Genomic DNA, 25,603 nt, shown 5'->3' on the forward strand with positions numbered 1-25,603 from the left:
GCCCCCCTGTGCTACTACAGCCCGTGCACCCTTCCCGTCCCGGAGCACGACCATGGTCAACCCCGTCGCCCAGGCCCATCGCGGCCTCGGCACAACACTCTTCAGCCTGTTGAATCCGATACCGTTCGGCTTCTTCGTGGCCGGCCTCATTTTCGACATCCTCTACCTCAACACCGCTGAAGTGATGTGGGGCAAGTCGGCGGCGTGGCTGATCACCTTCGGCCTGCTGGTCGCCATCCTGCCGCGGCTGATCAACCTGTTCGCGGTCTGGCGCCGCAACGGCACCGCCACCGGCACCGACCGCCTCGATTTCCTGCTCAACCTGGTCGCCATCGTGCTGGCCGTCTGGAACGCCTTCGTGCACAGCCGCGACGCGTATGCGGCGGCCGTGCCGGGCACCATCCTTTCCGCGCTGACGGTGGCACTGATCGCGCTCGGCTTCATCGTGCTTTCGCTGCAGCAGCCGGTGCTGCAAGGAGCCCGTCATGGCTAAGCGCTTCCTGCCCGCCGTGGGCGTGCTTTCGCTGGCATTGGCGCTGGCCGCCTGTGCCGGCAAGGCCGAATACCACCCGGCCGACCAGTCCGGTGCACAGCCACCGCTGCCCAAACCCGAGAACTACCTGATGCCGCCGATGCAGGTGCCCAAGGGCGTGGGCTGGGCCGACGGCCAGGCACCGTCGGTGGCCGACGGCCTGAAGATCGAACGCATCGCCGCCAACCTGCAGCACCCGCGCCGGCTGCTGTCGCTGCCCAACGGTGACGTACTGGTAGTGGAAGGCAACGGTCCCGGCGAAGAGCCGGTCACCACGCCCAAGCAGTGGATCGCCGGCAAGGTGAAGGCGCGCTCGGGCAAGGCCGGCAAGGGCGGCAACCGGGTAACGTTGCTGCGGCGCACACCGGGTACCAACACCTGGACCCAGCACGTTTACATCGAAAATCTGCACTCGCCGTTCGGCATCCAGCTGATCGGTGACACGCTGTATGTGGCCAACACCGGCAACATCATGAAATACCACTACGTGCCGGGCGAAACCCGCATGTCCGACAAGGGCAGCGAGTTCACCGACCTGCCCAGCACCATCAACCACCACTGGACCAAGGAACTGCTGGCCAGCCGCGATGGCAGCAAGCTGTACGTGGGCGTGGGCTCCAACAGCAACATCACCGAGAACGGCCTGGCCGTCGAGTACCGCCGTGCGGTGGTGCTGGAAGTGGACGTGGCCACCGGCGGCAGCCGCGTCTACGCCTCGGGCCTGCGCAACCCGACCGGCCTGGACTGGGAGCCGAGCACCGGCAAGCTGTGGGCGGTGGTGAACGAGCGCGACGAGATCGGTGCCGACCTGGTGCCCGATTACCTCACCTCGGTGCAGGAGCATGGCTTCTACGGCTGGCCCTACAGCTACTACGGCCAGCATGTGGACGAGCGCGTGCAGCCGCAGCGGCCGGACCTGGTGGCCAAGGCAATCCGCCCGGACTTCGCCATCGGCTCGCACGTGGCACCGCTCGGCCTGCTGTTCTACACCGGCCAGGCGTTGCCGGCGAAGTACCATGGCGGTGCCTTCATCGGCGAGCACGGCAGCTGGGACCGCTCGCCACTGAGCGGCTACGAAGTGGTGTACGTGCCGTTCAAGGACGGCAAGCCGGCCGGCCGCCCGGAAGCGGTGGTGAGCGGGTTCGCGTCCAAGGATGAGAAGACGCTGATGGGCGCGCCGGTGGGCATGGCCATCGACGCGGAGGGCGCGCTGCTGGTCGCCGACGATGTGGGCGACGTCGTGTGGCGGGTGTCGGCGAAGTAGGGCGGACCTGGCTACTGTACTGCGGTGCCGCTGCCGGCGGCATCGCCTCGATCTTCATGTCCCACCTGAGGAGACACAAGGATGTACCGACGGATCGTGCTGGCTACCGCTGCGCTCATCTTCCCGGTTGCTGCCGTTGCTGTCGAAGCCGCGCATTGGCAGGGCAGCTACTCCAATGTCTGCATGCATCCCGAATCGGGTGACCTGCTCGGCCATGCGCTGTCCTTCATCCCCTATGCGGGAGGGACGGCGGTGCTGCTGCAGCGGTTCGAAGGGGAAGCGTTGGCCCCGCAGCTGCTGATCCTGCGTGAGCAGGACGGCATCATCACCGCCTCTGCAGCGGAGGGCATGCCGCCGGTCATCCGCCTGACGCGCGAGCACACCCGGTTGCGCATCCGTTACCTGGACGGCCAGCAGGATTCACCGGAAGGCAGCCTGCGGCCCATCGCCGCGCCGCTGTGGACGGGCGCGCGATTCCCCGATTGCAGATGAAATGCAGGGGTATCCACGGGTCAGACCAGTGCCGACCAACGCCCTGAACCGACCCAGCCCGCGCGCAGCCCACTGAACACCGATTCGGCCGCAAAGCCCACACCGCCCAGCAGCACACCGAAGTACACCACCGACGCCACCACGAAGCCGTAGCCGGCCGCCACTGCCGCGCCGTCACGCTGGATGAAGCCGATGGCGAAGGACATCAGCGCCAGCGCCGGCAGGGTGTTGCTGAAGGGAATCGGCCCGGCCGGCAGCATCAGCAGGATCGTGGCGAACACCAGCGCCAGGTTGTTCAACCGCATCATCTTCTTCGAGCGCACCATTGCCGCCAGCCGCATCGGCCGGGACAACTGCTCCATCCGACGCACCCATTTCAGCGCACGGCCCAGGTTGGCTTTCAGCTTGTCGGTGGCGATCTGCTTGTCGGCCAACCGCTGAGGCACCCACAACGGACGATCGCGCACGCGGCTCAGGCCGATCAGCAGGATGGACGCACCGAACACCGTGCTCAGCCCGGGAATCGATACCGGAATCAGGAAGATCGCCGACAGCAGGATCACCACCAGCATCAGGCCTTCGTCGCCCAGCGCATGCAGCAGCGTGCCGACACGGATATGGTCGCCGGGCAGGCCGTCGATCAGGTCTTCAATCTGCTGGGCAAGAGGGGCGGTGTCAGTGGCGTCGGGCGCTTGGTAGGTCATGCGTCGAAAGAGTGTCCAGGGAAGGGCGGTCGATTGGGCCGTCCTGCGGTGGGGGACGCACAGGCCCCACGAGTATCCCCGGCCGGCGCCGCGCAGAGGTGAACGATGCATGAGGCCGGCGTTGCCAGGCGGCCTGGCCTAAAATGGGCGTCCCCCGCACTGGTTGAAGATGATGGACATGGGTCGCAGGCAATCGACCATCGAACTGGTCGCCATCGATATGGATGGCACCCTGCTGGACCCCGCCCACAAGCTCACCGCGCGCGTGAAGCAGGCCATCGCCCAGGCGCGCGCGCTGAGCGTGCACATCGTGCTGACCAGTGGCCGCCCGGTTCCCGGGCTGGCGCCGTTCCTGCATGAGCTTGGCATCGAGGGTGACGATGACTACTGCATCGCCTGCAACGGTGGCCTGGTGCAGCGCATCGGCCCGCGCGAAACCGTGGTCGAGTATCCGCTCAGCTTCGACGATTTCGTGTACTGCGAACGGGTCGCACGCGAGATCGGCGTGCACTTCCAGGCACTGGACGCGCAGCGCATGTACACGCCCAACCAGGACATCAGCATCTACACCGTGGCCGACTCGCATCTTTCGCGCATGCCACTGTCGTACCGCCGCGTGGCCGACATGGACCCTGGCATGTCCTTCATCAAGCTGATGATGATCGACGAACCGGACGTGCTGGACGCCGCCATCGCGCGCCTGCCGGCCGCGCTGACCGAGCGTTTCGCGGTGCTGAAGAGCGCGCCGTTCTTCCTGGAAGTATTCGACCACCGCGCCGGCAAGGGGCCGAGCCTGCAGAAGCTTGCCGAGCACCTGGGCATCGACCGCGCCAACGTGATGGCCATCGGCGATCAGGAGAACGACCTCACCATGCTGCAGTACGCCGGCACCAGCGTGGCGATGGGCAATGCCATCGATGCGGTGAAAGCTGCCGCGCGCTTCGAGACCGCCACCAACGCCGATGAAGGCGTGGCCAAGGCGATCGAACGTTTCGTTCTGCAGTAACCGCGCGTCCATCTTCGCCGGTAGGTGCCAACCTTGGTTGGCACACGCAGCTGACAAGCGCCGACCAAGGTCGGCCTCCACCAGGCACCCTCCGCCCAGGTAGCTGCCAACCGTGGTTGGCACACGCAGCCGACAAGCGCCGGCCAAGGTCGGCCTGACACGCAAGGGCTATACCCACGTATAGCCCATCCATACACATCGCCATCGGCGCTGTACCACGGTGCAATGGCGGATGCGGCAGTGCGATGCAAGAATTCCGCACGTCGAAATCACGCCACCGAATCCCACGGCAGATGATCGTCTTCATCCGCCACTGACCGGCGCGTACCGCGCCGTCATCACTTCAACGCAATCGCCGCCAGCCAGCGCGCCGCACACCGGCGCTGCATCGCGCTGGGCGTGCGCCTGCGCCACCTTTCCCCCGCACCCCGGATCTGGCCATGAACACTCCACCTACGCTTCTTGCCTTGGCAATCGGCACCGCCCTCGTTGCACCGCTGCACGCTGCCGAGTCCACCGACGCCGCGCACGACACCCCCACCACCTTGAACGCGCTGCAGGTCATCGCCACCCCACGCGGTGCCGCTGTCGCCCCCACCCAGGTGGTGGGCCCGAACCGCTACGTCATCAATGCCAGCGACCTGGATGCGATGGTGACCGGCAACAACGGCCTGTCGATGCTGAAGAACGTGCCGGGCGCCAGCTACACCGCCACCGACGGTCTCGGCCTGGACATCTCGGCTACCAGCCTGTTCGTGCGCGGTTTCCGCATGAATGAAATGGGCATCACCTTCGAAGGCGTGCCGCTGAACGACAACGGCTTCCTCTCGCTTACCGGCACCAGCGTGGTCAACGTCGGTGTGCCCGATGGCATCGGTTCGATCACGGTCAGCCCGGGCGGTGCACCGGTCAGCGTGTTCTCCAGCAGCGTCAACGGCGGCAGCCTCGAGTACCGCCTGCGCGACCTGCAGGACACCTCCAGCCTGCGCCTCAAGCAGGGCGTGGGCAGCAACAACACGCGGGTTACCACGGTCTCGGGCCAGAGCGGCCAGCTGGGCGAACACGGCCCGAAGCTGCTTGTCGACCTGCAGCGCGTGTCGGCCGACAAGTACCAGGGCGCCGGCACCCAGAAGTTCCTGCGCGGTGACCTGAAGGCGCAGCAGGATGTGGCGTGGGGTGACTTCACCGTGTTCCTGTCCGACAGCAAGGCCGCGGTGTGGGGCTACAACAACATTTCCTTCGACATGATCCGCAAGCTCGGCTGGAAGGCCGACAGCTTCTATCCGGACTATGCGTGGGCGTATTACGTGGCCTCGCCGGAAAACGCCGACAATTCCTGCGGTGCCTACACGTGCGGTGAGCTGTCCGAGCTGATTCCCTACGACACCGGTCAGGTGACCCGCGACCGCGTCGCTTCGATCAACCACCGTTTCCAGATCACGCCCGCACTCAGCGGCAACGTGCAGCTGTACAACGCCAACAGCCACACCCAGGCCACGTTGACCGACCCGACCGTGCCCTCGCCCAACGGCGCGCCTTTCTCCGAACAGGTGCAGACGCCGCACCTCAATCGCCTCGGTGGCATGTTCAACCTGCAGTTCGAGACCGGTGCACACACCCTCACCACCGGTTTCTGGCAGGAGAAGAGCAAGGCGGCCGCGAAGACCGAGTGGTACCAGCAGCCGCTGTTGGGGCAGGGCAAGCCACTGAAGGCCACCGGGCCGTTCGATGTGTACGGTCCGGCGTTCCAGACCGACAACGCATCCAGCTGGGTGACCCGTTCACGGCAGCTCTACCTGCATGACAACTACGCCGTCACCGACACGCTGGTGCTGGGGTTGGGCTTCAAGGCCGTGGACTTCACTACCACCGGTGGTGGCATCGGCGACTCAGCGGAGCGCCCGGTGTTCGGCACGCTGCGCGCAAAGAGCAACTTCCTGCCACACGTGTCGCTGTACTGGAGCCCGACCGAGCGCACCGATGCCTTCATCGACCTGGTCAACACCATGAACGGCTATCGCGTGGCCCAGCGCGGCAACATCGGCTACACCGCGTCGGCCTGGACCATCAGTGACCAGAAAGAGTTCGACCGCGTGGCCGGCACCCTGCGTCCGGAAAAGAACTGGAACCTGACCGTGGGCGCCAGCCACCGCTTCGACCGCCTGACCGTGACCGGTGATGTGTTCTACAACGACATCCGCAACCGCCTGCTGTCGGCAGCCATCGGCACCCAGTTCGCGCAGATCAACACGGTGCGCTTGATGCCGAAGATGCACGTGATCGGCGCCGACCTCGGCATCACCGCCGACCTGACCGACCACCTGCAGTTCTACCAGGGCATCGCGCTGGCGCGCTCGTACTACGACAGCGATTTCGTGGTGGGCGATACCGTGTACCCGATCAAGGGCAACGCGCAGCCGGGCTACCCGCAGCTGTCGCTGGTCAGCGACCTGTCCGCGCACTTCGGCGACTGGCGCTTCGGTGCCACCAGCACCTCATACCTGCGCCAGCCCTTCACCTATGAAAACGACATCCGCGTGCCGACGTTCTGGCAGGTCAACGCGTACACGGCCTACACCCTGGGCCCGGACAGCCTGCTGCCGGGGCTGGAGCTGCGGCTGGACGTGAGCAACCTGTTCAACCGCAACAACATCGGCACCGCCACCATCGCCGGCTCGTCGTTCTCGGGCGACTACCAGACCCTGCAGCGCAGCGCCCCCCGGCAGGTGATGTTCAGCACCTCGATGTCGTTCTGATACATGGAACGGGGTCGGATCCCTCTGCATGGCAGAGGGCTCTGACCCCGGTAGATCCACGCCATGCGTGGATGCACTTCGCGGCTCTTCGGCGGCTGCCATGACCGGGGTCGGATCCCTTTGCCACGCCAAGGGCTCCGACCCCATCCGCTGTTTGCACGATCTGCACTGATTTCCTGGCACCAACGCAAGGTTCCCACAATGTTGCTGGGTCATCCTGTACGCATGGCACAGCACAACCCCCGTTTCCCTCCGGTCCGCAGGCGCGCCCATGGACGTGCGCGTCCGGTGCCGTTCGCAGCACCGGCGGTCGACCTGGAGGCCGAATACCAGTTCTGGCAGGTCTATGACCGCGTAGTCCGCCCCCTGCCCGGGGGCGGGTTCCGCCTGGCCTGGCTGGTGCTGCAGGCCGTGTACCGGGCGCGGGCGCGCTATCCCGCCGACACCCACAAGGCCGCGCTGTCGCGGGTACTGTTCGGTACCAACATGACCGACGCGCGCGCGGCCGAACTGGAAGAGCTCTACGCGCTGGTCAGCCGCAGGCTGGCGGCGGTGGCACTGCGCACGCTGGCACCCCGCAACACCGCCTAGCCCGCCTTGCAGGGCATGCAGATCCGTCCCACCCCGCCGGCACCGGCGCGCAGGTCAGGGTCGAAGAACTCTTCCTGGCTGCGGATCTGCCCACAGCGGCTGCAGACCTTCTTCTCCTTCGATTCCAGCCCCTGCACCTGCTCGATCACCTGATCGACCGCTGCCGAACGGATTTCCGTGCCGGCCACTTCAATCAGGCGATAGAGCCGGTCGGACAGCGTCTGCACCGGGTCGCTGCCGAGGTTGAACCGGTTGATGCGCAGGAAGCGGTAGCCGTAGCTTTCCAGGGTCAGCTGGCGCTCGACGTCGGCCTCCACCAGATAGCGCTCGTGGTTGCCCACATGCACCGGCTTGTCGCGGCGGAAATGGAATTCGAAGCCGTCGTACTCGATCACGATCTGCAGCGCGCCGCGCACGGTCTGCACGGTCACCAGGAAGTCCACGCGCCACGCCGGGTGCTGATAGGTCGGGTCGAGCTGGCGCAGGTAGTCACCCACCGGGAACTGCGGAATGATCTCGACCGCATCGCCATGAGCAAGCACGAACGGCGTCTGCTGCAGCCACTGCAGCACCTTCGATTCCATCGGGCTGCGCGCATCGGTCTGCGCGGCGTCGGGCGTGGGGCGGTCCAGCTGGCTGGCGTAGTAACGCAGCGCATGGCCAATCGCGCCGCGGAACGCGTCCACCGGCATCGAATGGACAAACCAGATCGCCTCCTGCGCACGGGAGAAGCCAACATTCAGGCGCTGCACTTTCAGCTTGTCTTCCACCGCATCCACCGCGCCGCTCAGGCTGACCGGGAAGATGTAGTTCAGCGCATCCTGGCCGGCAGTCGCCACCATCGAATAGAAGATCAGCCCGCGTTCCTCACCTTGGCAGGAGTCGACCGTCATCACCTTCAGACGAAGCCGCTCTTCGAACTCGCGGCCGCGCGGATGGTTGAACAGCGTCTTCGACAACAGCGTCTGCTGCTCGCGGAACGGGGTGATGATGCCCACCGTAGGCGGCGCCTCCGTATCCAGCAGTTCCACCAGGCGCTCGGCGATGAAGGCCGCTTCGGCGTCGTTGGTACTGCGGCTGGTGCGGTGCCCGCTGGCGTCGACCTGGCTGAAGCGGATCACTTCCTGCAGCGGCCGGCTGCGGATCTTCAGTGCCTGCAGCTGGTGGTTGTAGAAGGTGGAGGACGAGAACCCGATCAGTTCCGCATAGCTGCGGAAATGCTTGCGCAGCATCACCGAGTACGAGGCCGAGAGCGAGCAGAACTCCAGCACCGAGCGCTTCACATCGAACATGGCCAACCGTTCCAGCACGTCGGCCTGCTGGCTGACGTTGGTGCGGAAGTAGTTGACCAGGTCCGAGCGGTACTTGTCGTTCAGCGCGATGCTGGCGTTGGCGGCCTTGACGTTGGAGAACTGCTTGGAGTCGCCCAGCACCACCACCTTGCGCGCACGCAGCAGCGCCGGCAGTGCCTGCGCCACCGAGACCTGCGAGCCTTCGTCGATCACCAGCACGTCGAACAGGTCCGGTGCCAGCGGCATGTATTCGCCGAACTCGCGGATGCTGGCGATCATCACCGGGAACGACTCGCGCACGCTTTCGAACTTGTCCACCGGGAATTTCTGCCGGTTGGCGATCACGCCCGCCAATGCCCGCGCGTCGGCGCGGTGATGATCCATGAAGCTGATCAGGCGCCCATCCACGTGGGCGTTCATCACCGAGGTATTCAGGCGCTCCAGCTTGGTCTTGGTGCCCACATAGTCGTATTGCGGCGCGTCGACGAAGGCCTTGCGCGTGGCCATCCAGCCCTGCAGGAAGCGCAGGGTCAGTGCCCACAGTGCGGGATCGTCCTTCGGCTCGGCCAGCAGGGCCTCGACGATGGCCGGATTCAGCCGCGCCAGCAGCGTCATCGCCTGCCGTGCAACCGCCGCACCCGGTCCCGGCGCGGCGCCGTGGGCGATCTGCCGATAGCTGGCCGGCAGCTGCGTGCCCAGGCCTTCGGCCTCCAGCTTCATGCGCAGCGCGTTTGCGCCCTGCACGATGTCCTGCAGGGCGGCTGCATCCTGCTTGAGCAGCAGCGGGCGGGTGGTGCCGAGCTGGTTGAGTTGCAGTTCCAGCCCGCGCACCGCATTGCCGCGCAGCAGATAGCCCAGCAGCGGCATCTTCAGCTGCTGGTACTGCAGCAACAGCGTGCCCAGCAGCCGTATCTGCCCGGCATCCAACGACTCGAACAGCGCCCAGCCGTCAACCGGTCGGTCGGCGAGGAAGGCGGTGGTCACCGCATCGCGGCGGATACGTTCGTCCAGTGAGGCCGGCGTGTAGTCGGTGCTGCCGAACAGGTCGGCAAGATAGGCTTCCAATGCATCCGCCTGCGCGGTCACCGCTTCCAGCTCGGTCAGCACGTTGGCATCCATCACCGCGTGCACCTGCTGCAGCACCGCGGGGGCGCGCTCGCCCAGATCCGCTTCCTGCTCGTGCATGGTCTTCACTGCAGCAAGCGATACACACCCCAGCGTCTGCACGGTAGTGGAGATGGCCTGCCGGAGCCTCTGTGCCGTGTCCTGGCGCTCGCTCTCAAGGGCGGGCTGGTTGGCCTTCATCGCCTTGGCGAAGGCCGAAATCTGGCTGATCGTGCCGGTGGAGGTCAGGCGCTTGAAGTTGGCCGCCTGCTGGCCCAACCGCAGGATCGGGTTGGGGAAATCGCGATCATGGCGAACCCGGCTCATCGCATCGGACAGCTTGTCGTACACCACGTCCAGCGCTTCGGTCTTGTCCGACAGCACCAGGCAGCTCTTCTTGTTGAACGCACAGTCCGCGGCGATGGCGGTGATGGTGTGCGACTTGCCGGTGCCGGGTGGGCCTTCGACCACCACGATGCGGCCCTGTGGCTCGCGCACGGCCAGCAGGATCTTGCGCTGTTCCTCGTTCAACGGAATGGGCGAATCGAACACCATGCGCTCCACCAGCGGCAGCGCATCCCAGGCCGATTCCACCCGTTCCCCGATAGGTTCGGGGTTGCGCATCAGCACGCCTTCCACCATGCCATGGAACAGATCCACCAGCTTCGACCCCCCGTTGCGGGCCTGGTCGATGATCTCCTCGAAATCATTCAGCAGCGCCTCGTCGGCGCGCTCGAACGCAGCCAGGTGCAGGGCAGGCGACAGCGCCACGGTGGCGGTGGATGCCTCGCTGGCAGACGAGGAAAGCGAGACGTCGCCGCCCAGATCCATCGCGTTGGCCACCTGCCGGAACAGCGATGCCGCCACTTCGAACAAGCTCTGCGCCGGGTCGAGGTACTGGATGCGCTCCTGGATCGGCGACACCCACTCGCGGGCCATGCCTACGGCCAGTTCCTGCAGCACGAAGTCGATCGCGCGGCGGTTGGCGAACAGCCGGTTGCTGAGGGTCAGGGTGTAGCCCGACCCATCCTTGGCCCGCACCACGTCCAGCGGCAGGTAGAACACCGGGTACTGCACGCCCGCGTACTTGAGCGTGCCCACGTAGAGATACAGCTGCAGGCCATCGCCGGTGGCGACATAGGTTTCCAGGTCGCGGAACTCATGGAAGGCGTCGGCCGCCACGAAGTTCTCGAAGAAGGCCATCAGCGCGCCGATCGTGCCGTCGCGGGTCAGCTGGTGCTCGCAAGCCTGCTGCAGCGGCAGTTCGTCGCCGGTGGCCAGCAAGCGCGCCAGCACCTCCGGCAGGGTCTGGTACAGATCCACAACGGAGCGGGTGACCAGGTCCGATTCAGCCGCGTGCAGCGAATCCATCACCCAGTACGCCTGGCCCTGCAGTGGGCCGGCCAGATGCGCGATCAGCGGCCGCACCACCTGCACGCACATCGCATCCACCAGGGTGCCCTGCACCGATTCCACCCAGGCTTCCGGGTCTTCCAGTGCACCGGCCATGCTGGCACGTGCCTTGTCCAGCACGGCCACGCGCACCGTGGCGATGGCGGTCTCGGTGATGGCGTTGACCTGCTCTTCGACGATGCGGCGCAGCGTCGCGCTGATCGGCCGGGTATAGCTGCGCGGGCCGATGGTGAACGACAGCTCCTCGCCGGAGGGCCGGCTGAGCAGCTTCCACAGCTCCTTGTCCAACGCCGGATACGGCGCGGTGCGCATGCCTGCGCGGAAGCCGGAATCGCTGGTAAGCACGATGCGGCGCCGCGGTGCCTGCGCGCGCTTGAAATCCGATTCAAGGAAATCGCGGAAGTACTGCGAGATCCGCACCGCGATTTCGCGCATCTTCGTTTCACCCAGAGGCCCGCCGCCGCCGGTTGCCGCAGGTATCAGCGGAGTGGATGCATCGGAGGTCGGCAGGTGCGGCGGCTGGGGAGTGCTCATGTATGGCTGGGCGGGCACCTGGCAGGGCAGGCACCGCTAGGGACTGGGTCCTGCATGGTCGCACGCGTCGCCCACGGCGGGGAGGGGGCCAGTGCCCTCCAGTACCGACGGCAGGATCATGTGCGACGTCAACGATCGCCAGAACAGCGACTCGTCGTAGCTGTCGAAGTCGGTCCGGACCAGAATCGGCGACGGCAGGCCCTGCGCGCGCAGTCGCAGGCGGATACTGGCGACTTCCTCGCTCAGCCCCATGCCGAACAGCACCAGCTGCACCTTCGCATCGCGCAGCACGAACGATTCCTGCAGGCGCGTACCGAGGCCGGCCGCCAGGAACGTTCCCACCAGGTCGTAGTTGCGCCATTCCAGCACCGACAGGCCGCTGTCCACGCTGTAGATCGATTCCATGCGGATCAGGCCGCGCCGTCCTATCGTCCGTGATATCCGCTGACGGGCGGCCTCCTGCCCGCCCATGATGAGCATCCTGAGCAAAACCGCGTCTCCTTGTGTGTGGGCTTGCGGAAATGGTCAGGGCGCAGGTGGCATGGCAGATATCAGATGAATCTGATTCCTTCGTGCATGCAACAGAGTGCTATGCACCTGGCTTGCCCCGGTCCAGCTGCCGGTACCCAATGGCCTCGGCCAAGTGTGCGGTCTGGATGGTCTCGCTTTCGGCAAGATCGGCAATGGTGCGTGCCACCCGCAGGATGCGATGCATCGCCCGCGCCGACAGCTGCAGGCGCTCGATGGCCTGTTCCAGCAGGTCCTGATTGGCTTCACTCAAGCGCGTGCACGCACGCAGGGCAGCAGGCGGCAGGTGCGCGTTGAGGCCACCACGCGACTGCTGCCGCGCATGTGCCGCTTCCACCCGCGAACGCACGCTGGCGCTGGGCTCGCCCAGCGGAGTGCTCTCGCGCAGCTCCACCGCATCCATGCGGCTGACGTTGATGTGCAGGTCGATGCGGTCCAGCAACGGGCCCGATACCCGTGCACGGTAGCGGGTGATGCGCTCGTCGCTGCACAGGCAACGGTTGCTGCGGTCGCCGGCCCAGCCACAGGGACACGGGTTCATCGCCGCCACCAGTTGGAAGCGTGCCGGGTAGACCACGCTGCGCGCTGCGCGGGAGATGCGGATGTGACCCGACTCCAGCGGTTCGCGCAGGGTTTCCAGCGCACTGCGGTTCCACTCCGGCAGTTCATCCAGGAACAGCACGCCGTGGTGCGCCAGCGAGATTTCGCCGGGGCAGGGCGGATTGCCGCCCCCCACCAAAGCCGCCGCGCTTGCGCTGTGGTGCGGCGCCCGGAACGGCCGCTGCCGCCAGCGCTTCGGGTCCAGCCCTTCGCCGCTGACCGAGGTGATGGCCGCCAACTGCAGGGCATCGATCTCTTCGGAATCCGGCAGCAGGCTGGGCAGGCGCGAGGCCAGCAGGGTTTTGCCGCAGCCGGGGCTGCCGATCAGCAACAGATGGTGACCACCGGCCGCGGCAACCTCCAACGCGCGGCGCGCGAGCGCCTGCCCGCGCACATCGGCCAGATCCGGCAGCGGCAGCGGTGTGGTGTCCACCCGTTCCACCTGCGGCAACAGGCGCGGATTGCCCAGACCGGCACAGCATTCCAGCAGGGTACGCGCCACCCGCACATCGGCGTGCTGGGCGAGGGCGGCTTCAGCGGCGTTGCCCGGGGGCACGATCAGGATGCGTCCGGCTTCCGCGGCGGCGATGGCGGCCGGCAGTGCGCCGGATACCGGGCGCAGCTCGCCGGTCAGGCCCAGCTCGCCGAGGAACTCGTACTGCAGCAGCGACTGCGGATCGACCTGGCCACTGGCAGCGAGGATGCCCAAGGCAATCGCCAGGTCATAGCGACCGCCCTCCTTGGGCAGGTCGGCGGGCGCGAGGTTCAAGGTGATGCGCCGCTGCGGAAAGTCGAACCGCGCGCAGAGCATCGCGGCACGCACGCGCTCGCGCGACTCGCGCACGCTGGTCTCGGCCAGGCCGACGATCTGGGTAACCGGCAGACCGCCGGAGAGATGCACCTCGATTCGTACCAGCGGTGCGTCGACCCCGGCGCGGGCACGGCTGTGAACCAGCGCCAGGCTCATGTGTGGTTTCCTGCAGAGGGACGCTTGATGGTGCGGCAGGCGCTCTACGGGCGACCATCGGGGATTGCTGGCGAAGTGGCTAGGAGGATTCCGACAGGTGGTTGGAACGTGCCTTCTTCCTTTGCGGCACGTGGTCTCTGCAAATTGGGTGTCCAACCTCGCCCGATATCAAGTGGATCAGCGTCACTCAGCCAGACCCGCTGCCGAATCTCTACGCCACGCTGCCCTCAGCCCATCCGCGGCCCCTGCCGGCTCTCCTCACGCTGCTGCTCCTGCGTCTGCGCTTGCGCCAGCTGCTGCGACCGCTCCTGGTCCTGAGCACCAAGGCTCCGGTTGGCCGCTGCATACTGCTGCTCCGGCGCGACGGCCAGCGCGTCCTGCGTCGGCATTTGCACCCGGTTGGCGGCGGGGTCTGATGACGCGCCCGGCCCCGAGCGCGTCACGAACAATGTGGTACCCGCAGCACGGGTTTCGGTGGCCTCGTTCAATGCCATGTCCACTTTGTCGCCGGGCTTGAACCCGGCCTCTGCCGCAAGCCTGTAGGCAGAGGCCAGCAGGCGATCACTGCTCTGGTCCCACGGCTTGTTGTTCTTTTCATCCAGCATGGTGACCGACGAGCGCAACTGCTCCAGCAGCCCGCTGCCATCCGGGCGCAGGGCTGTGCTGTGGTGTCGGTCTACGTCAGCGTCGTGCTGCGTGGCAGGCCTGGAGGTGTGCGGCGGGGATGCACTCGGCGCGGGCTCGGGTGTGGTGGGTGCGCGCGGCGGGGTGCCCGCGGGTTGCTGCTCCTGACCTGCGGTAGCGCGCTGCGCGTGTGCCTGAGCAATCTCCTCTGGCGTGGTGACGGAAACGATCTGCATGCGCTCGTCATCTTTCCCAGCCAATGTGGCCAGCGAGCCATCCTTCTGTACCTGCAGCATGAAGGTGCCAAAGCTGGGCACGGTGCGTGCGTGATTCTGGGCAACCGCGGCTACAGCGTCATCAATTTCTTCTGCGTTGCGCGCAATACCGGCGCTTCGGTAGGCGTCCACGACCTGGCTGCGCAGGCCGTACTCGGTTGGCGTGGGATTGGCTCGGGCAATGTCGGCCATGGACGCCAGCTCCTGCACGCCGGCGTGCTGGCTTTGACGCGTGCGATTGAGCTCCTCGATGATGCTGCCCTCGGCCGGGTTGGTGCCATACACCCAACCCGGGGTGTGCCATTGCCCGTTGGCGTCCTGTGTGTACTTCTCGCCGTTCGAAGCGCGCAAGGGCTGGGTCTGGGTCTGCGCGTTGGCGATCACCTCCGGTACCGGCTCGATGGTGGCGAACTCGTGCCAGTTGTACTGGTTGAACGCCACCTGGTAACGGGCGGCGAGTGCCTCCGGCGTGTTGGCGGCGTTCTGGGCAATGATGCGCTGCGATTCCAGTTCCAGATGGCCCGCCTTTTCCGGGCTGACTGACACGCTGTGGTCGAAAGGGACGCGCCCATCAATCATTGAGTGGATGGAGAGGTTCCATTCGCCGTTGTGCGGGTTGCGCACGTAGTAGCGGTTGGTTTCAAACGGTTCGCGCGGGGGCGTGTTCTCGCCGCCGGCATCGAGCTTGAACGGGTTCTGCGGCTTGGGCAGGTTGGCCATGCCCAGCGAATAGGAGTCGTTGGCGGCTTTGTAGTTCAGCTCATCCACCAGCCGGCCACCGGCGACCATCGTGGTATCGCGGTAGCTTCCGTCGGGCTGCGGCGTGCGCACGCTACGGCTCCAGGTGCCATTTGCATCTTCCGGGTCGCGGCTCCATTCGTTGCCGCTGCGGTCCACCTGGGTGTAGACCGCTTTCTTGTCCTGGTACTGGGCCCAGTACTCACCGGCGAAGCCACCGGCCACGCCGCCCAGCAGCCCGGTAGCCAGCGCACCTGGTCCGGTCCACGAGCCGGTAACGACTCCGTACCCTGCGCCCAACAGGAAGCCGCCGCCAAAGCCGCCCGCGGTACGCCCGACGAAGTGGGTGGCTGCAGATTCTGCGCCGGCGTTGTTGCCCTCGCTGCGCAACTCGGCCACGCGGTGGCCGGTAATGGCGAAGTCCACGGCCAGTGCGGCGACGCCAGCGGTACCGAGTACGCGCGCGCCACTAATCTGCCCGCGCGCGGCGACGGCAGCTTCGGCGGCGCCTTCCGCAGCGCCCGCTCGCCCTGCAGTGCCCGCCAGTTCTGGGGCTGTGGTTGCCGGGCCAGGGCGCGCGATGGCCAGCGGCATTTCCGGGTTGAATGCAGTGCGCACGCGCACGGCAGTGTGCTCGGTCAGCGGCAGGCGGCCACCCTGGTTGGCCTCTTCAATTGCGGTGCCCAACGATGCGCGGCCGCCCCAGCGCTCGCTGAGGGTGGAGTTGCCGGGTTCGTCGATGGCATCCAGTGCCAGCTTCACGTTGGCTTCGGACTGGGTGACGCCGCGCCAGCGCAATTCGGACGGATTGAGCGTCTTCAGTTCCGCAATCTGCGTGGCGTGGGTACGCTGGTAGCCGTCCAAATCAGAAAAGAAGGTGCGGACCTTGGCGTTGGCTTCCGCCGGGGTCATGTTCTCGGGCGTGTTGGTGACCAGGTCGCCGTTGAGGATGCCGGCGCGAAGGGTATGTTCGAGGTTCTGGATGCGGGCACCCATACGCTCGGCAGCGGCAGCCCGCACATCCGGCGGAGTGTCCTTCGACAGCAGGGCTCGGCCATCGTACGTTTCCGCGAGGTCGTCGAGAACGAACTTCAGCTGATCCGAATACGCACCCAGAGGGCCGCCTGAGTGTGGCGAAATACCCAACCTGGTTGCCAGCGCGGGGTTCGCGGGCAGGTTGAGAATGTTGTCGGGTCCGTGGAGCGCGAAATGACCACTCCTGGCAAGCGATTTCAGCAGCGGGCTCTGTTCGAACGCAATCTGTTCGATCAGATGGTGTCCCTGAAAAACCGGTGTGTCGGCCATGCGCACCACCTCATTCAAGAATCCGTTTGAAAGAGCTCGTCTTAGATATCGGCTACATCGCGCAGCCGTACGCCGGAGAAGTTGCCCGCAGTCAATGCATCAAACATCGCGCGGTCGCAGATGGGCGGTGCGCCCATGCGAACCTGGCGGAAGATATGGGCATCTCCCACAACATCCTGTTTGAACACCAGGCTCGCTCCGCCGACGAGGCTGTAAAGCTTCTCGTCCTCGCCGGTCTGATAATTGTGGTCGAGCTTGATCCTCACGCGCGAAGCGGCTTCATCCAGAGCATCGAGTCTGCGCAGCACATTGCCCAGGTAGTACCGAGGGCCGGGGCTGCCGTCAGCAAGGCTGAAGTCGCATGCCACAAATGCAAACGCCTCGGGGTCCACCTGCTCAAGCAACTGCTTCAAAGGCTCCGACACAATCCATATGCCAGCGAGCTCTTCCAGATCGCGTGGCATTCCGCCCTTCTCCGGTACATGAACCAGGTGGGGACGCTCCGGATACTGGTCTGGCGTTCCGTCAGGACGCGAGACGACATTCATCCCCGGATCGATCAGCTTGTCTTCGTTGGCGATTTCTATGCCGGGAACCCTACCGTTGCCCAGGAAGCCGGCGTCGATCAGGAAAAATTCGCCCTTATGAGATGCGGCTTCGGCTGGAACTTCAATGGGGGTCGATTCGGTCACGGGGGCTTCCATCATGGATGCGGGGGCAGGACCTTCCATCATGGATGCGGGGGCAGGACGGGGGGCAGTCGAGCCGATGCTAGCGGGGCTGCAGCGCAGCCACAAGTTCCACCGAAACGGTGCCGCGATACCCGATTTACGTGAATCTCGGGAAAATTTGGAACAATGCAAGAGATGGTGCTGCGATTCATTCGACTGCCTGCAGTAGTCCGCGGGATGGACGAAGAGACCAGGGGGAATCCTGCCAACCGCGGCCCGGGTCCTCAAACAGACACCGCTGCTGATCAGGCACCACCCCGCCGAAGCGCCCAAACCGGGCCTCAAGCCACGATGGCCCAGCACTTTCCACCAACAGCTGCCCTTGGCTCTGGTGGAGATCCAACCAGCGCTCAAAACTGAGACGCAGGCGTTCGATGTCCGGCGCCCGCCACCTGGCATCGGCGGGCACCCGGATCAGCACGCGTGAGGGGGCGTTCTCCACGTCCATCACCAGAACGCCCTTGCATCGGATCTCGAAGGACGTCACCCCGGCATAGCGCGTGTGCAGTTCAAAGCCCTCATCTGCTTTGGCGGTCACGAAGCCGAGTGCATCACTGTGCAGCAGCCGGTAGTCGACTGGCTGCAGCTTCTGGTAGGCCCACACCTGATCGCCCGCTGGCTCCGGCCACCCCGCCCATACCGCGCCGATCACCACGATGCACACCGCCGCCGCGGCAAGCCCACGCTTCTTCATTCATCACTCCGCACAAAAACAGAACGTCACGCCCACAAGTGCGCCCTCAGTCCTGTGGCCGCACCCGCTCGTGGATGAAGGCCGTGAGTGCGATGTCGGCCATTACCAGTCCCTCCATCACCCGGTCGCCCACGTACTGGTCGGGCTCACCGTTCTGGCGGGTGCGCTCGGCCGCCAGCAGGATCTCCTGCACGATGCGCTGGCCGGTGAGGGCGCAGTCGGCTTCTGACAACTGCATCTGCCGGCTGCGCAGGTGGTGGCGTTCGGGCCACGGCTGACCGTCGGCCGCAGCGCCGGCGCCGATGCTGCGCAGGATGGCGATGAGGCTGTTGGGGTCCAGCGCAGGGGCGGGCGAGCGCACCCGCCAGAACGGTGCTCCTGGATGGGGCGCGGGGGAGGGGAGTGCGGCGTGGTCATGGCAGGCTCCGTGCAAACAGGCAGAAGCCGCCACCGATTAAGGTGGCGGACGATGCGTGGCTCGAAAACCGGATCACTAGACAATCCCGGCGGGTGCAAGACCCCCACGCACCGCCCGCCATAGCCGGCAGACGGATTGCCAGCCGGCACCACGCGTGGTGGTGCCGGCTGACAAGCGTAAACAACTTCCTAATAGCTCGGGTTTTCGACGCCCGGCCACCCGTTGTCGGTGGCTCTATCAGAGTTGCCTGATGTTGTTTGGAATGCCAAGGGGTTGGGGCCAAAGCCGCCAAAGCCTGAGACGTTTTTGGCATTTTGGCATAGCGCGGGTTGGTGCGAGAGCCTTGTGCTGCGGGAGGAACAGCACTTCTGGAACCGAGTCGTCAGATCCTTCAGCCAAGGGCGCTAAGAGCGTCAGATGCGACAGCATGGAGCCGAAGGCAATGTGTGATCGCCAATGCGAAGGAACCGGTGCGACGGCCGCTGATGGGTGCCGCGTACTTTGCCTCAAGGCGTGAGTGACTTTCTGCCTATTGACCCGACAGGGCGCCACGCGGAACTCTGACTACCGCTGTAGTCAGTCGGAGCTCTCCTGCCCGTAGCGGGAAGGTCTTGCAGCGTTCGAACGGATTCCACCCACTGGTGCAGGCCAATACAAGGATCACTGTAAGTGTTACGCCGCAATCGACTTCTTCTGTCTGTGGGGCTGGTCCCGCTTCCGTGGTTCCTGTTCTGGACCAGCGTTGCCGCCGTGTTCGCGCCGGGCTACGACCCGCTTGCACAGCACGCCAGCGAGCTGCTTCAGGCGTCAACGCTCGCAAGCATCTGCGCCAGGATTGCTGCCATCGGCTCCGGCGTAGGCTTCGTGGCGTTCTCCATTGGGGTATGGCGGGAGTCCGGTCGCCGGATTGCCGTAGGTGCGATCTGCTGGATGGTCTTTGGCGTCTCCATGCTGACCAACGGGCTCTGGCCCATGGGCCATCCGATGCACGGCTTCTACACCATCGGTATCGCAAACATCATTGCACCGGCGATGTCGCACATCGAATTGAGCGCGTGGTCTGCCAACCGAAGGGCGTACGCCGTGACCGCATTGGTGAGCATCGCGGGAATCGTCTATCTCTGGTTGAACGTGGTGGGAGCGGACCCTGAGGGCTACCGGGGGCTGACCCAGCGCCTGTTCTCATCGATCAACTCGCTGTGGCCATTTCTGGTTGCGCTGTATCTGATGCGCAGGGGTTCCAACAAGCCAAAGACGCATCCCGTGAATTGATCGGCAGGCATGAAACGGACATGGATGGCAGTTGAGCGCGTGGAGTTGAGAATATCGCGTATTCTTCCAGTTCATTCGTGGCTACGGTAGCTCGGAAATACGGAGCGGTTCTCAATGCTAGTTCATTCGTCTAAGAGTGCGCTGATAGAGTGGATCGGCTACGGTCGTGCAATTCGTTCAAGCCCAAGCGATTTCGCGGCTCGGCTCAATTCAACTGTTGGGCATCTCACAGACGAAATAAGGATCTGTATGTCATTTTCTTTCCTCGGCCTACTTTCTCTGGTTGGAGACATAGTTTCCATCGGTGATGCTGCAAAGCGACTCTTCCAAAATCCAGAGCGTGACGAAGTAGAAAAATACATTCGTTTTCTTGAGCCGCGAAAAGTAATTTGCGCTCAGATCGACCAAGAGATAAAGGTGGCAGTAATAGCTAGTCTTGAGGAGATCAAGCGCGAAACCGAGCAGCTCAGGGTCAAGATTGATGATTCGACTACCCGCAAGTCCATGTCCCATCTAATTAATGTCATATCAGATGAGCTGAGTGACCTTTGGGCATATGACACCATACATCGCAATGGTCAGATCAAGATGTTCATGTCTTTGCAAAGATTTCGTACCGAACTCGCGCGCACGCTCGGCTTGCTTTGCCATGTTTATGGCATTTCCCCGGCGTCTACAGAGCTTCAACGCTTCATCGTCAACATGGCAACTGTACGCCCAGCACAGGTCAAGAAGCGCTAGCCGGTGTTTAACACTTCGCTCATGGTGCTTTTCAACTCGTCGAACTGACGCGCTCGCGGAGCCATGCTCCGAACTGTCCGTTGTGAGTGAAACGGCGCAACTCGAACAGTCCAGATTCGTGAATGACATGCCGCCAGCGGGTGCAGCCGTACTTCTTCGGGGTCTGTTCCGGCTGATGCTCGGAAATCCAACGAACGGCTGTCTCCAGATTCACCCAGCCACCGATGGACAGTTCCCTGCAGGCTTGCCTCAACGCACTGACAATGCCCGCCATTGGCCAGTGGATCTGTCCATCAGGCGCGATGCCGTTGACCACAAGCTCGCGGAACTGCGCAGATTGTGCAAACTCGGCAAAAGCTTGTCTTCCCTCAGCCATGCCTGCGGCTAGAGTGCGCAATTGCTGGAATTGACGGTCGATCTTGGCGTAAGAAGCGCTGAGCGCATCTTGGGCTTGCAGGCATCCATCGACAGTCTGGAGGTCGTGCTCTTCGATGAAGTGGTGGACGAGCGTGTTTCTAAGTGTCACCAGTTCGCGCAAATCGGTTTGGAGGGCCGCATGGTCTTCGTCTGGAAGATTGAGCTGCGCCTGGAAAGCGAAGAAACTTGAATCGCGGGGGCGATCTGAAGCTTCGTCTGGGAACTCGCAGCCTTCCTTCATCACGTATTCGGCCATCAGCCGGCCGACCAGCGTACCCATTGTCCTGCCGCTGATCTCCGCCTTGCGATTGTCCAAGGCCATCGGAAGTGTCTCTGGTGTGCCAGAGAACTTCTGCAACGCAAGCATGGACTTCAGCAATTGCTCGTACTGCTGCAGGCGCAGGATGCACCGGCCCAGGAGTCGTTGCACGACGAGCTGTGCACCGGAAATGTCACTTTTGTCGATGGCGGGCATGGATGGATTGGAGAATATGGTGAATAATATTAATATTTGACGCTATGGGACGATGGAACGAACGAGGTCTGTCGCTGCCATTTTACCTTGCAGCTTTTTCTCCGGTGGCCAGCTCCGACCGAGATTAGACATTGTGCCCGGCCAGAGCGCCTTCTCTGCTCTATTACCTAATTGCGGGCAACGGCGGACTCCTCCCGCATCGGTTTCAGTAGCACGTTGGTTAAATAGCTAGCACCTGCAAGCCCTAGGCGCGGGCTCGCTCAAATTCATCCCATCGAGCAAAAACGGGGTTGTCGCGAAGGGTCGGATCGGAAGCCAAGATCCTTTGAAGCACGTGTCTTAGATCATCGAAGTCCCAGAACGGACCATTGGGCGATAGAAATGCATCCATAAGTTTCAACGCGGGTCGAGGGTGCGCGATTAGATGTTGAGAGGCCGCCAGCTCACTGAGCACAAAACTGTTCTCGCTCGGTCGGATGAAGCTTGACACCGTTGCGACGGCATCCTCGAATGCTTCGTTCGTTGCAAGCGCCATCTCTACCCACGGGCGGGCCTCCGTAGAGCTTCTGATATGTGGATCGCGGGGCCAGAATTTCTGGATCCAGGGCTTCACCTTTTCAGCCCAAACCGTGTCCGGATCAGCTGCTGGGTCATCCCCGCGTGTAAGCGCACCTACAATCCAGTGCAGCATGCCCGCACGAGTCTCCGGATCCATCCGGCTGATTGCGCCATGTGTGGCGTGGCGCGGCAGATCGTCAATTCCGAAGTGGAGCCCGGCGGCAGCCAAGGCTTGGGCCAGAGAGCCAATGGTCTTGCCGAGCTGATTGATCCGCCCCACTTGAAAGCAAGATAGGAAGTCGGTTTTGATCTCGTTCCATAGCAGTGGATCGAGGTGAGGTTGCCAACCAAAGCCCTGCCAGACTGCGAGAGCTTCGGTCTCGTCACGCTCCCACCTGAAATGGGGAAGCAGGTTCAAGCGAGTGAGGTCGGGATCAATTGCAAAGAGGTAGGAAAGTCGCGAGGCGAAGACCACTCGGGCAGGGCGATGGCGGGCCTCTCCATTGCCAAGAAGGCAAACAAACCGTTCCGTCAGATCCGCAGGGACGCCTCCACCCACTAACGGACGCCGGCCGAACAGGGCGTTGAGAAAAGCGAGAGCCAGGTTTCCCATGGAGGTGTTGATGGCGACAGCGACCCAGTCGTGATCATCAGGAGTGCGCGAATTGGTGTCGTCCTGAGAAACGCCCGGTACTACAGCATCAAATGCTTGCCAGAAGTTATCTTGCGGCATTTTTGGGAACTGAGGGGAGGAGGCCGCCGACTCCAGTAGATAAGCCGCAGCAGTAGAAACACTCGGATCACGTGCCAGCTCGTTGTCAATCCCGGCGACCAACATAAGTACATCTTCGCCGGGTGTTAGGGTCGCGGCCTTAGTGCGGAGACCCCAGAGTGTCGCGGCCCAGAGTTCGGCGTCTGGCCCAGTTCGATCTGCCACATCGCGTAGTACTGCCATCATCTTTTCCCAATCACTCGCTACCATCGCCCGCCAGTCGTCCAGCGCGCCTTCGCGCTGATCGGAAGCTAGCACTTCGACAATCGCGCTCGCGGTCATTGCTTCCAGTCGGCGCTCGTCCTCCGCTGCATTTAGGGCGCGCCAGCGCGACTGACTGAAGAACGAGAAGTGTGCCTGATCGCCTGGAGCGATATCCCACTGGGGATAGAGCTCCCGAAGGCGGGCAAGCTCTGCCTCCATTGCAACATGTGGTCGCTCGGGATCAGACCGTTGCATTATCCGCAGCCGCTCGAATACGCGCCGCGCGCAAAGCTGATCCCGATCAGCTTCGGGTAGGTGGTCGGACATCCATTCGGGTGGTCCCGCCACGATCCGCATGACCAGGGTGTCGCGAGCATCCTCTTCTAGGTGTGGCCACAGTGCGGCTAAGAGGTCATAGACCTCTTTCCTCGCTGAGATATCCCAAAGTGCAGGTGCCTTAACCATCGAGGAGGTGCTCCATCTTTTGAGGCCAAGTAAATTTCTGGCTGTGGTTAAGCGCAGCAAGGCCCAACCTGCGAATAACGTTGAACTCGCTGGCAAGCCACTCGCCGATGATTCGACGGCTTGCGACGGCGTCAACTTGATCCAGGTGTTGCCAACCATGCCAGATAAGCGTGACTATCAGCGTCCAATTCTCGTAGTCGCGGTTTTGTGTGTGGGGAGCGATAGATGGGCGATGAAAGACTGAGAAGTCAGTCCCAGTGGGTCCGTTTTCTATCAGAGTGAATAGGTTGACGGTCCGTCTCAACAGCGTGGTGAGCTCCTGCAGCATTGATGCAAGAAATGCGGCGGATTCGTCGCGCGCCAAGATTCGCTCAACGAGGTGGTCCACCTGGGCATCTCCCGGGATAGTTACTTCCGCGTTGACGACTTCGGAGAATCGTGTTCCTCTCGCTTTCTCCTCTCCCCACCCTTCGGCATTCGGATTGAAGTCCGGAAGTCGCGTATCGAAAGGTTGCGAGAGGGAAACGGAAGGACTTAGCGCTGAGAGTAGATCGACCTTGAATGCCAAGGTGTCGTGATCTTCGGCGAACGTTTCGGGCACCTTCAATTCGAATGGAAATAGCCGCCCCACCGCCAAAGTGTCGTCAGAGGTGGATGTAACTAGTCTCCAGAACTTCGCCAGCCCGGACTTTACATCCTCCGCCTTCGAAAGGGATTGACGAATCCGACGCATTAGGGTGGGGTGCAAGAACCTATGGTTGTCTAGCTTTTGGATCAAGCGTGACGCGAGACCGTAGTCACCAACATGCTGCGCGAGCCAGCGCGCCAAGTGCTCCGACTGCGGCGGCAGGTGCGTGAGGCGAGCGCTATGCGCCCGCGGGAAAAGTGGCTCAACGATCAGTTGCGGATAGGGCGGCTGGTCGTCACCTTCGTCTCGCGCGGCTGCTGCCGCTTTCTCGTGGATAGCCAGAATGTCAGCCTCACGTCGCTCGAACTCGTCAAACCATTCGATGGGCGGGCGTGTCTCTAGATCTGCGAACGCTTTTGCGCCGTGACCTGCGTCACTCGGTCGCCCACAAACAGCCCATACCAGGTTCGCCACGTCACTTGGGTTGATGGTGGAGGGGCGCTTGGGGGCAATTCGAGCGATTAGACCGAGCGTGTTCTCAAGATAGTCTTCTCGTGCGTCGGCCCACCCTATGATCGTATTTCGAAGATGCCGATGGTCTTTCGTTTCTCGGTAGAAGATCGGCCTGAGATTGCGGTGACGGTAGGGAGTGTCATCGGCGTCTCCTTTGCCCTTGTGAGGAACAAATATATAAGCTGGAGAGCGCTTGGACGACACACGCGAAGATAGGTTCTCAGCGGCGAACGCATCAGTCATGTAACGAAGTACAGGATCGTTGAGACTGTATCCGATGAAAAGTACGGTGAAGTCGCTAAAAAGCCTAGCGACAAATCGCGCAGCCCATGCGTCGGTCAGATAAGAGCGCCCGAAATCCGCACTCGTCAAGACGAGATGTTCGTTGGCTCCGACCTCATCCAGCCGGCCATGCAAGTAAACCACGCTGCGCCAAGTCACAGCCTTATCGTTGCGTGGGATTGGCAGGACTGGTCCAGAATGTAGGTCTTTGCCGAACTTCCATTCGGGGTTTGCTTGCTCGAAGAGAGTGTCAAAGTTTGTCGTAACGAGCCGAATTCCATTCTCGCCGCGTAGCTTAGCAAGCCTAAGAATGGCCTTATGCATGTCGAGCGAAGTTGGCGCCGCGGATAGACATCTGTGGACCGCGTCCCGCACTTGCGCCCTTCCGAACTTGCCCTCAAGGCTTCCTAGCATGCGATCAGGCCAGAGCCATTCAGGCGCTCTCTTCGGGGGGAGTACCTCAGCAAGTTCGTTATAACAGTACTTGACCAAACCCCCGTAGCTTGGAAGCCCCGCGCCCATCGATATTCCTGCTCCGCAGAAGATCACCACACGATCATCTTCGAGCGACTGAACCAGCTCATCCGGAACGACGGGCCCTTCTTTGACAAACTTAGGCATATCCACCCTCCTGTGGCGTTGGAGGCCATAATAAGACCTTGGCCGGATCTTCATGCTGCAAATTTGGTGGCGATTCGGAATCGAGAG

General features: G+C 63.3%; 18 protein-coding genes and 1 pseudogene. 8 read left to right on the forward strand and 11 right to left on the reverse strand.

What is annotated here, in order from left to right:
• Positions 1-52 precede the first annotated feature (52 nt).
• The 3 genes from TEP_RS01160 (at position 53) to TEP_RS01170 (ending at position 2,288) form a co-directional block, all read left to right on the forward strand.
• Positions 53-493 carry a DUF2231 domain-containing protein gene (locus TEP_RS01160; RefSeq protein WP_132823798.1) on the forward strand — a complete coding sequence of 147 codons (441 nt, stop codon included), beginning with the start codon at positions 53-55 and terminating at the stop codon, positions 491-493.
• Positions 486-1,796, forward strand: a complete 1,311-nt coding sequence (locus tag TEP_RS01165; RefSeq protein WP_132823800.1) for a sorbosone dehydrogenase family protein — start codon at positions 486-488, stop codon at positions 1,794-1,796. Before TEP_RS01160 ends, TEP_RS01165 begins: the two co-directional genes overlap by 8 nt.
• Before the next feature lie 81 nt (positions 1,797-1,877).
• Positions 1,878-2,288, forward strand: a complete 411-nt coding sequence (locus TEP_RS01170; protein WP_132823801.1) for a hypothetical protein — start codon at positions 1,878-1,880, stop codon at positions 2,286-2,288.
• A gap of 20 nt (positions 2,289-2,308) precedes the next feature.
• On the opposite strand, the gene TEP_RS01175 is transcribed toward TEP_RS01170, so the two are convergent.
• Positions 2,309-2,992, reverse strand: coding sequence for an exopolysaccharide biosynthesis protein (locus tag TEP_RS01175; protein WP_132823803.1), 684 nt, complete (start codon positions 2,990-2,992; stop codon positions 2,309-2,311).
• Between the two features lie 172 nt (positions 2,993-3,164).
• On the opposite strand from TEP_RS01175, the gene yidA reads away from it, so the two are divergent.
• The 3 genes from yidA to TEP_RS01190 all read left to right on the forward strand — a co-directional run bounded on the left by yidA (position 3,165) and on the right by TEP_RS01190 (position 7,345).
• Positions 3,165-3,998: a sugar-phosphatase gene (gene yidA, locus TEP_RS01180; protein WP_132823805.1), complete on the forward strand. Its 834-nt coding sequence runs from the start codon at positions 3,165-3,167 to the stop codon at positions 3,996-3,998.
• 440 nt (positions 3,999-4,438) lie between these two features.
• Positions 4,439-6,754 carry a TonB-dependent receptor gene (locus tag TEP_RS01185; protein ID WP_132823807.1) on the forward strand — a complete coding sequence of 772 codons (2,316 nt, stop codon included), beginning with the start codon at positions 4,439-4,441 and terminating at the stop codon, positions 6,752-6,754.
• A gap of 288 nt (positions 6,755-7,042) precedes the next feature.
• Positions 7,043-7,345, forward strand: a complete 303-nt coding sequence (locus TEP_RS01190; RefSeq protein ID WP_223496980.1) for a hypothetical protein — start codon at positions 7,043-7,045, stop codon at positions 7,343-7,345.
• Here the strand turns inward: TEP_RS01190 and TEP_RS01195 are convergent.
• The 7 genes and pseudogenes from TEP_RS01195 to TEP_RS01225 form a co-directional block, all read right to left on the reverse strand.
• Positions 7,342-11,688, reverse strand: coding sequence for an AAA domain-containing protein (locus tag TEP_RS01195; RefSeq protein WP_132823811.1), 4,347 nt, complete (start codon positions 11,686-11,688; stop codon positions 7,342-7,344). The two genes, TEP_RS01190 and TEP_RS01195, sit on opposite strands and share 4 nt — an antisense overlap.
• A 36-nt stretch (positions 11,689-11,724) precedes the next feature.
• A complete protein-coding gene (locus tag TEP_RS01200; protein ID WP_033832442.1) occupies positions 11,725-12,093 on the reverse strand; it encodes a hypothetical protein in 369 nt (122 codons plus the stop codon).
• Between the two features lie 184 nt (positions 12,094-12,277).
• The gene (locus tag TEP_RS01205; RefSeq protein WP_132823813.1) at positions 12,278-13,783 is read right to left on the reverse strand and encodes a YifB family Mg chelatase-like AAA ATPase; all 1,506 of its coding nucleotides are present in this window, start codon (positions 13,781-13,783) and stop codon (positions 12,278-12,280) included.
• 227 nt (positions 13,784-14,010) lie between these two features.
• Complete coding sequence (locus tag TEP_RS01210) at positions 14,011-16,725, reverse strand: XVIPCD domain-containing protein (protein WP_132823815.1); 2,715 nt, start codon at positions 16,723-16,725, stop codon at positions 14,011-14,013.
• A 41-nt stretch (positions 16,726-16,766) separates the two neighbouring features.
• Entirely contained in the window at positions 16,767-17,432 is a 666-nt protein-coding gene (locus tag TEP_RS01215) for a DUF1629 domain-containing protein (RefSeq protein ID WP_240790732.1), read from the reverse strand.
• Between the two features lie 172 nt (positions 17,433-17,604).
• Entirely contained in the window at positions 17,605-18,150 is a 546-nt protein-coding gene (locus TEP_RS01220) for a cold-shock protein (protein ID WP_132823819.1), read from the reverse strand.
• 46 nt (positions 18,151-18,196) lie between these two features.
• A pseudogene (locus tag TEP_RS01225) lies at positions 18,197-18,567 on the reverse strand (hypothetical protein).
• Between the two features lie 670 nt (positions 18,568-19,237).
• Between TEP_RS01225 and TEP_RS01230 the strand changes: the two are divergent.
• Positions 19,238-19,840 (forward strand): DUF998 domain-containing protein, encoded by a 603-nt coding sequence (locus TEP_RS01230; protein ID WP_132823821.1) that lies wholly within the window; start codon positions 19,238-19,240, stop codon positions 19,838-19,840.
• A gap of 249 nt (positions 19,841-20,089) precedes the next feature.
• Positions 20,090-20,581 carry a hypothetical protein gene (locus TEP_RS01235; RefSeq protein WP_132823823.1) on the forward strand — a complete coding sequence of 164 codons (492 nt, stop codon included), beginning with the start codon at positions 20,090-20,092 and terminating at the stop codon, positions 20,579-20,581.
• 31 nt (positions 20,582-20,612) lie between these two features.
• Here the strand turns inward: TEP_RS01235 and TEP_RS01240 are convergent, their stop codons facing one another.
• The 3 genes from TEP_RS01240 to TEP_RS01250 form a co-directional block, all read right to left on the reverse strand.
• Positions 20,613-21,473: an OST-HTH/LOTUS domain-containing protein gene (locus TEP_RS01240; RefSeq protein ID WP_132823825.1), complete on the reverse strand. Its 861-nt coding sequence runs from the start codon at positions 21,471-21,473 to the stop codon at positions 20,613-20,615.
• Positions 21,474-21,717: 244 nt separating this feature from the next.
• The gene (locus tag TEP_RS01245) at positions 21,718-23,472 is read right to left on the reverse strand and encodes a hypothetical protein (RefSeq protein WP_165933879.1); all 1,755 of its coding nucleotides are present in this window, start codon (positions 23,470-23,472) and stop codon (positions 21,718-21,720) included.
• A complete protein-coding gene (locus TEP_RS01250; protein WP_165933880.1) occupies positions 23,465-25,516 on the reverse strand; it encodes an SIR2 family protein in 2,052 nt (683 codons plus the stop codon). Before TEP_RS01250 ends, TEP_RS01245 begins: the two co-directional genes overlap by 8 nt.
• Positions 25,517-25,603 lie beyond the last annotated feature (87 nt).

Origin of the sequence: Stenotrophomonas sp. TEPEL, from assembly GCF_004348785.1 — a bacterium.
GTDB lineage: Bacteria > Pseudomonadota > Gammaproteobacteria > Xanthomonadales > Xanthomonadaceae > Stenotrophomonas > Stenotrophomonas indicatrix.

What these genes read in the sequence shown, in the direction of transcription:
- TEP_RS01205 (WP_132823813.1), bottom strand. Translation starts at nt 13,783, where the DNA reads ATGAGCCTGGCGCTGGTTCACAGCCGTGCCCGCGCCGGGGTCGACGCA.
- TEP_RS01170 (WP_132823801.1), top strand. Translation starts at nt 1,878, where the DNA reads ATGTACCGACGGATCGTGCTGGCTACCGCTGCGCTCATCTTCCCGGTT.
- TEP_RS01160 (WP_132823798.1), top strand. Translation starts at nt 53, where the DNA reads ATGGTCAACCCCGTCGCCCAGGCCCATCGCGGCCTCGGCACAACACTC.
- TEP_RS01215 (WP_240790732.1), bottom strand. Translation starts at nt 17,432, where the DNA reads ATGATGGAAGCCCCCGTGACCGAATCGACCCCCATTGAAGTTCCAGCC.
- TEP_RS01235 (WP_132823823.1), top strand. Translation starts at nt 20,090, where the DNA reads ATGTCATTTTCTTTCCTCGGCCTACTTTCTCTGGTTGGAGACATAGTT.
- TEP_RS01200 (WP_033832442.1), bottom strand. Translation starts at nt 12,093, where the DNA reads ATGGAATCGATCTACAGCGTGGACAGCGGCCTGTCGGTGCTGGAATGG.
- yidA (WP_132823805.1), top strand. Translation starts at nt 3,165, where the DNA reads ATGGACATGGGTCGCAGGCAATCGACCATCGAACTGGTCGCCATCGAT.
- TEP_RS01250 (WP_165933880.1), bottom strand. Translation starts at nt 25,516, where the DNA reads ATGCCTAAGTTTGTCAAAGAAGGGCCCGTCGTTCCGGATGAGCTGGTT.
- TEP_RS01195 (WP_132823811.1), bottom strand. Translation starts at nt 11,688, where the DNA reads ATGAGCACTCCCCAGCCGCCGCACCTGCCGACCTCCGATGCATCCACT.
- TEP_RS01185 (WP_132823807.1), top strand. Translation starts at nt 4,439, where the DNA reads ATGAACACTCCACCTACGCTTCTTGCCTTGGCAATCGGCACCGCCCTC.
- TEP_RS01175 (WP_132823803.1), bottom strand. Translation starts at nt 2,992, where the DNA reads ATGACCTACCAAGCGCCCGACGCCACTGACACCGCCCCTCTTGCCCAG.
- TEP_RS01220 (WP_132823819.1), bottom strand. Translation starts at nt 18,150, where the DNA reads ATGAAGAAGCGTGGGCTTGCCGCGGCGGCGGTGTGCATCGTGGTGATC.
- TEP_RS01165 (WP_132823800.1), top strand. Translation starts at nt 486, where the DNA reads ATGGCTAAGCGCTTCCTGCCCGCCGTGGGCGTGCTTTCGCTGGCATTG.
- TEP_RS01210 (WP_132823815.1), bottom strand. Translation starts at nt 16,725, where the DNA reads ATGGCCGACACACCGGTTTTTCAGGGACACCATCTGATCGAACAGATT.
- TEP_RS01240 (WP_132823825.1), bottom strand. Translation starts at nt 21,473, where the DNA reads ATGCCCGCCATCGACAAAAGTGACATTTCCGGTGCACAGCTCGTCGTG.
- TEP_RS01245 (WP_165933879.1), bottom strand. Translation starts at nt 23,472, where the DNA reads ATGGTTAAGGCACCTGCACTTTGGGATATCTCAGCGAGGAAAGAGGTC.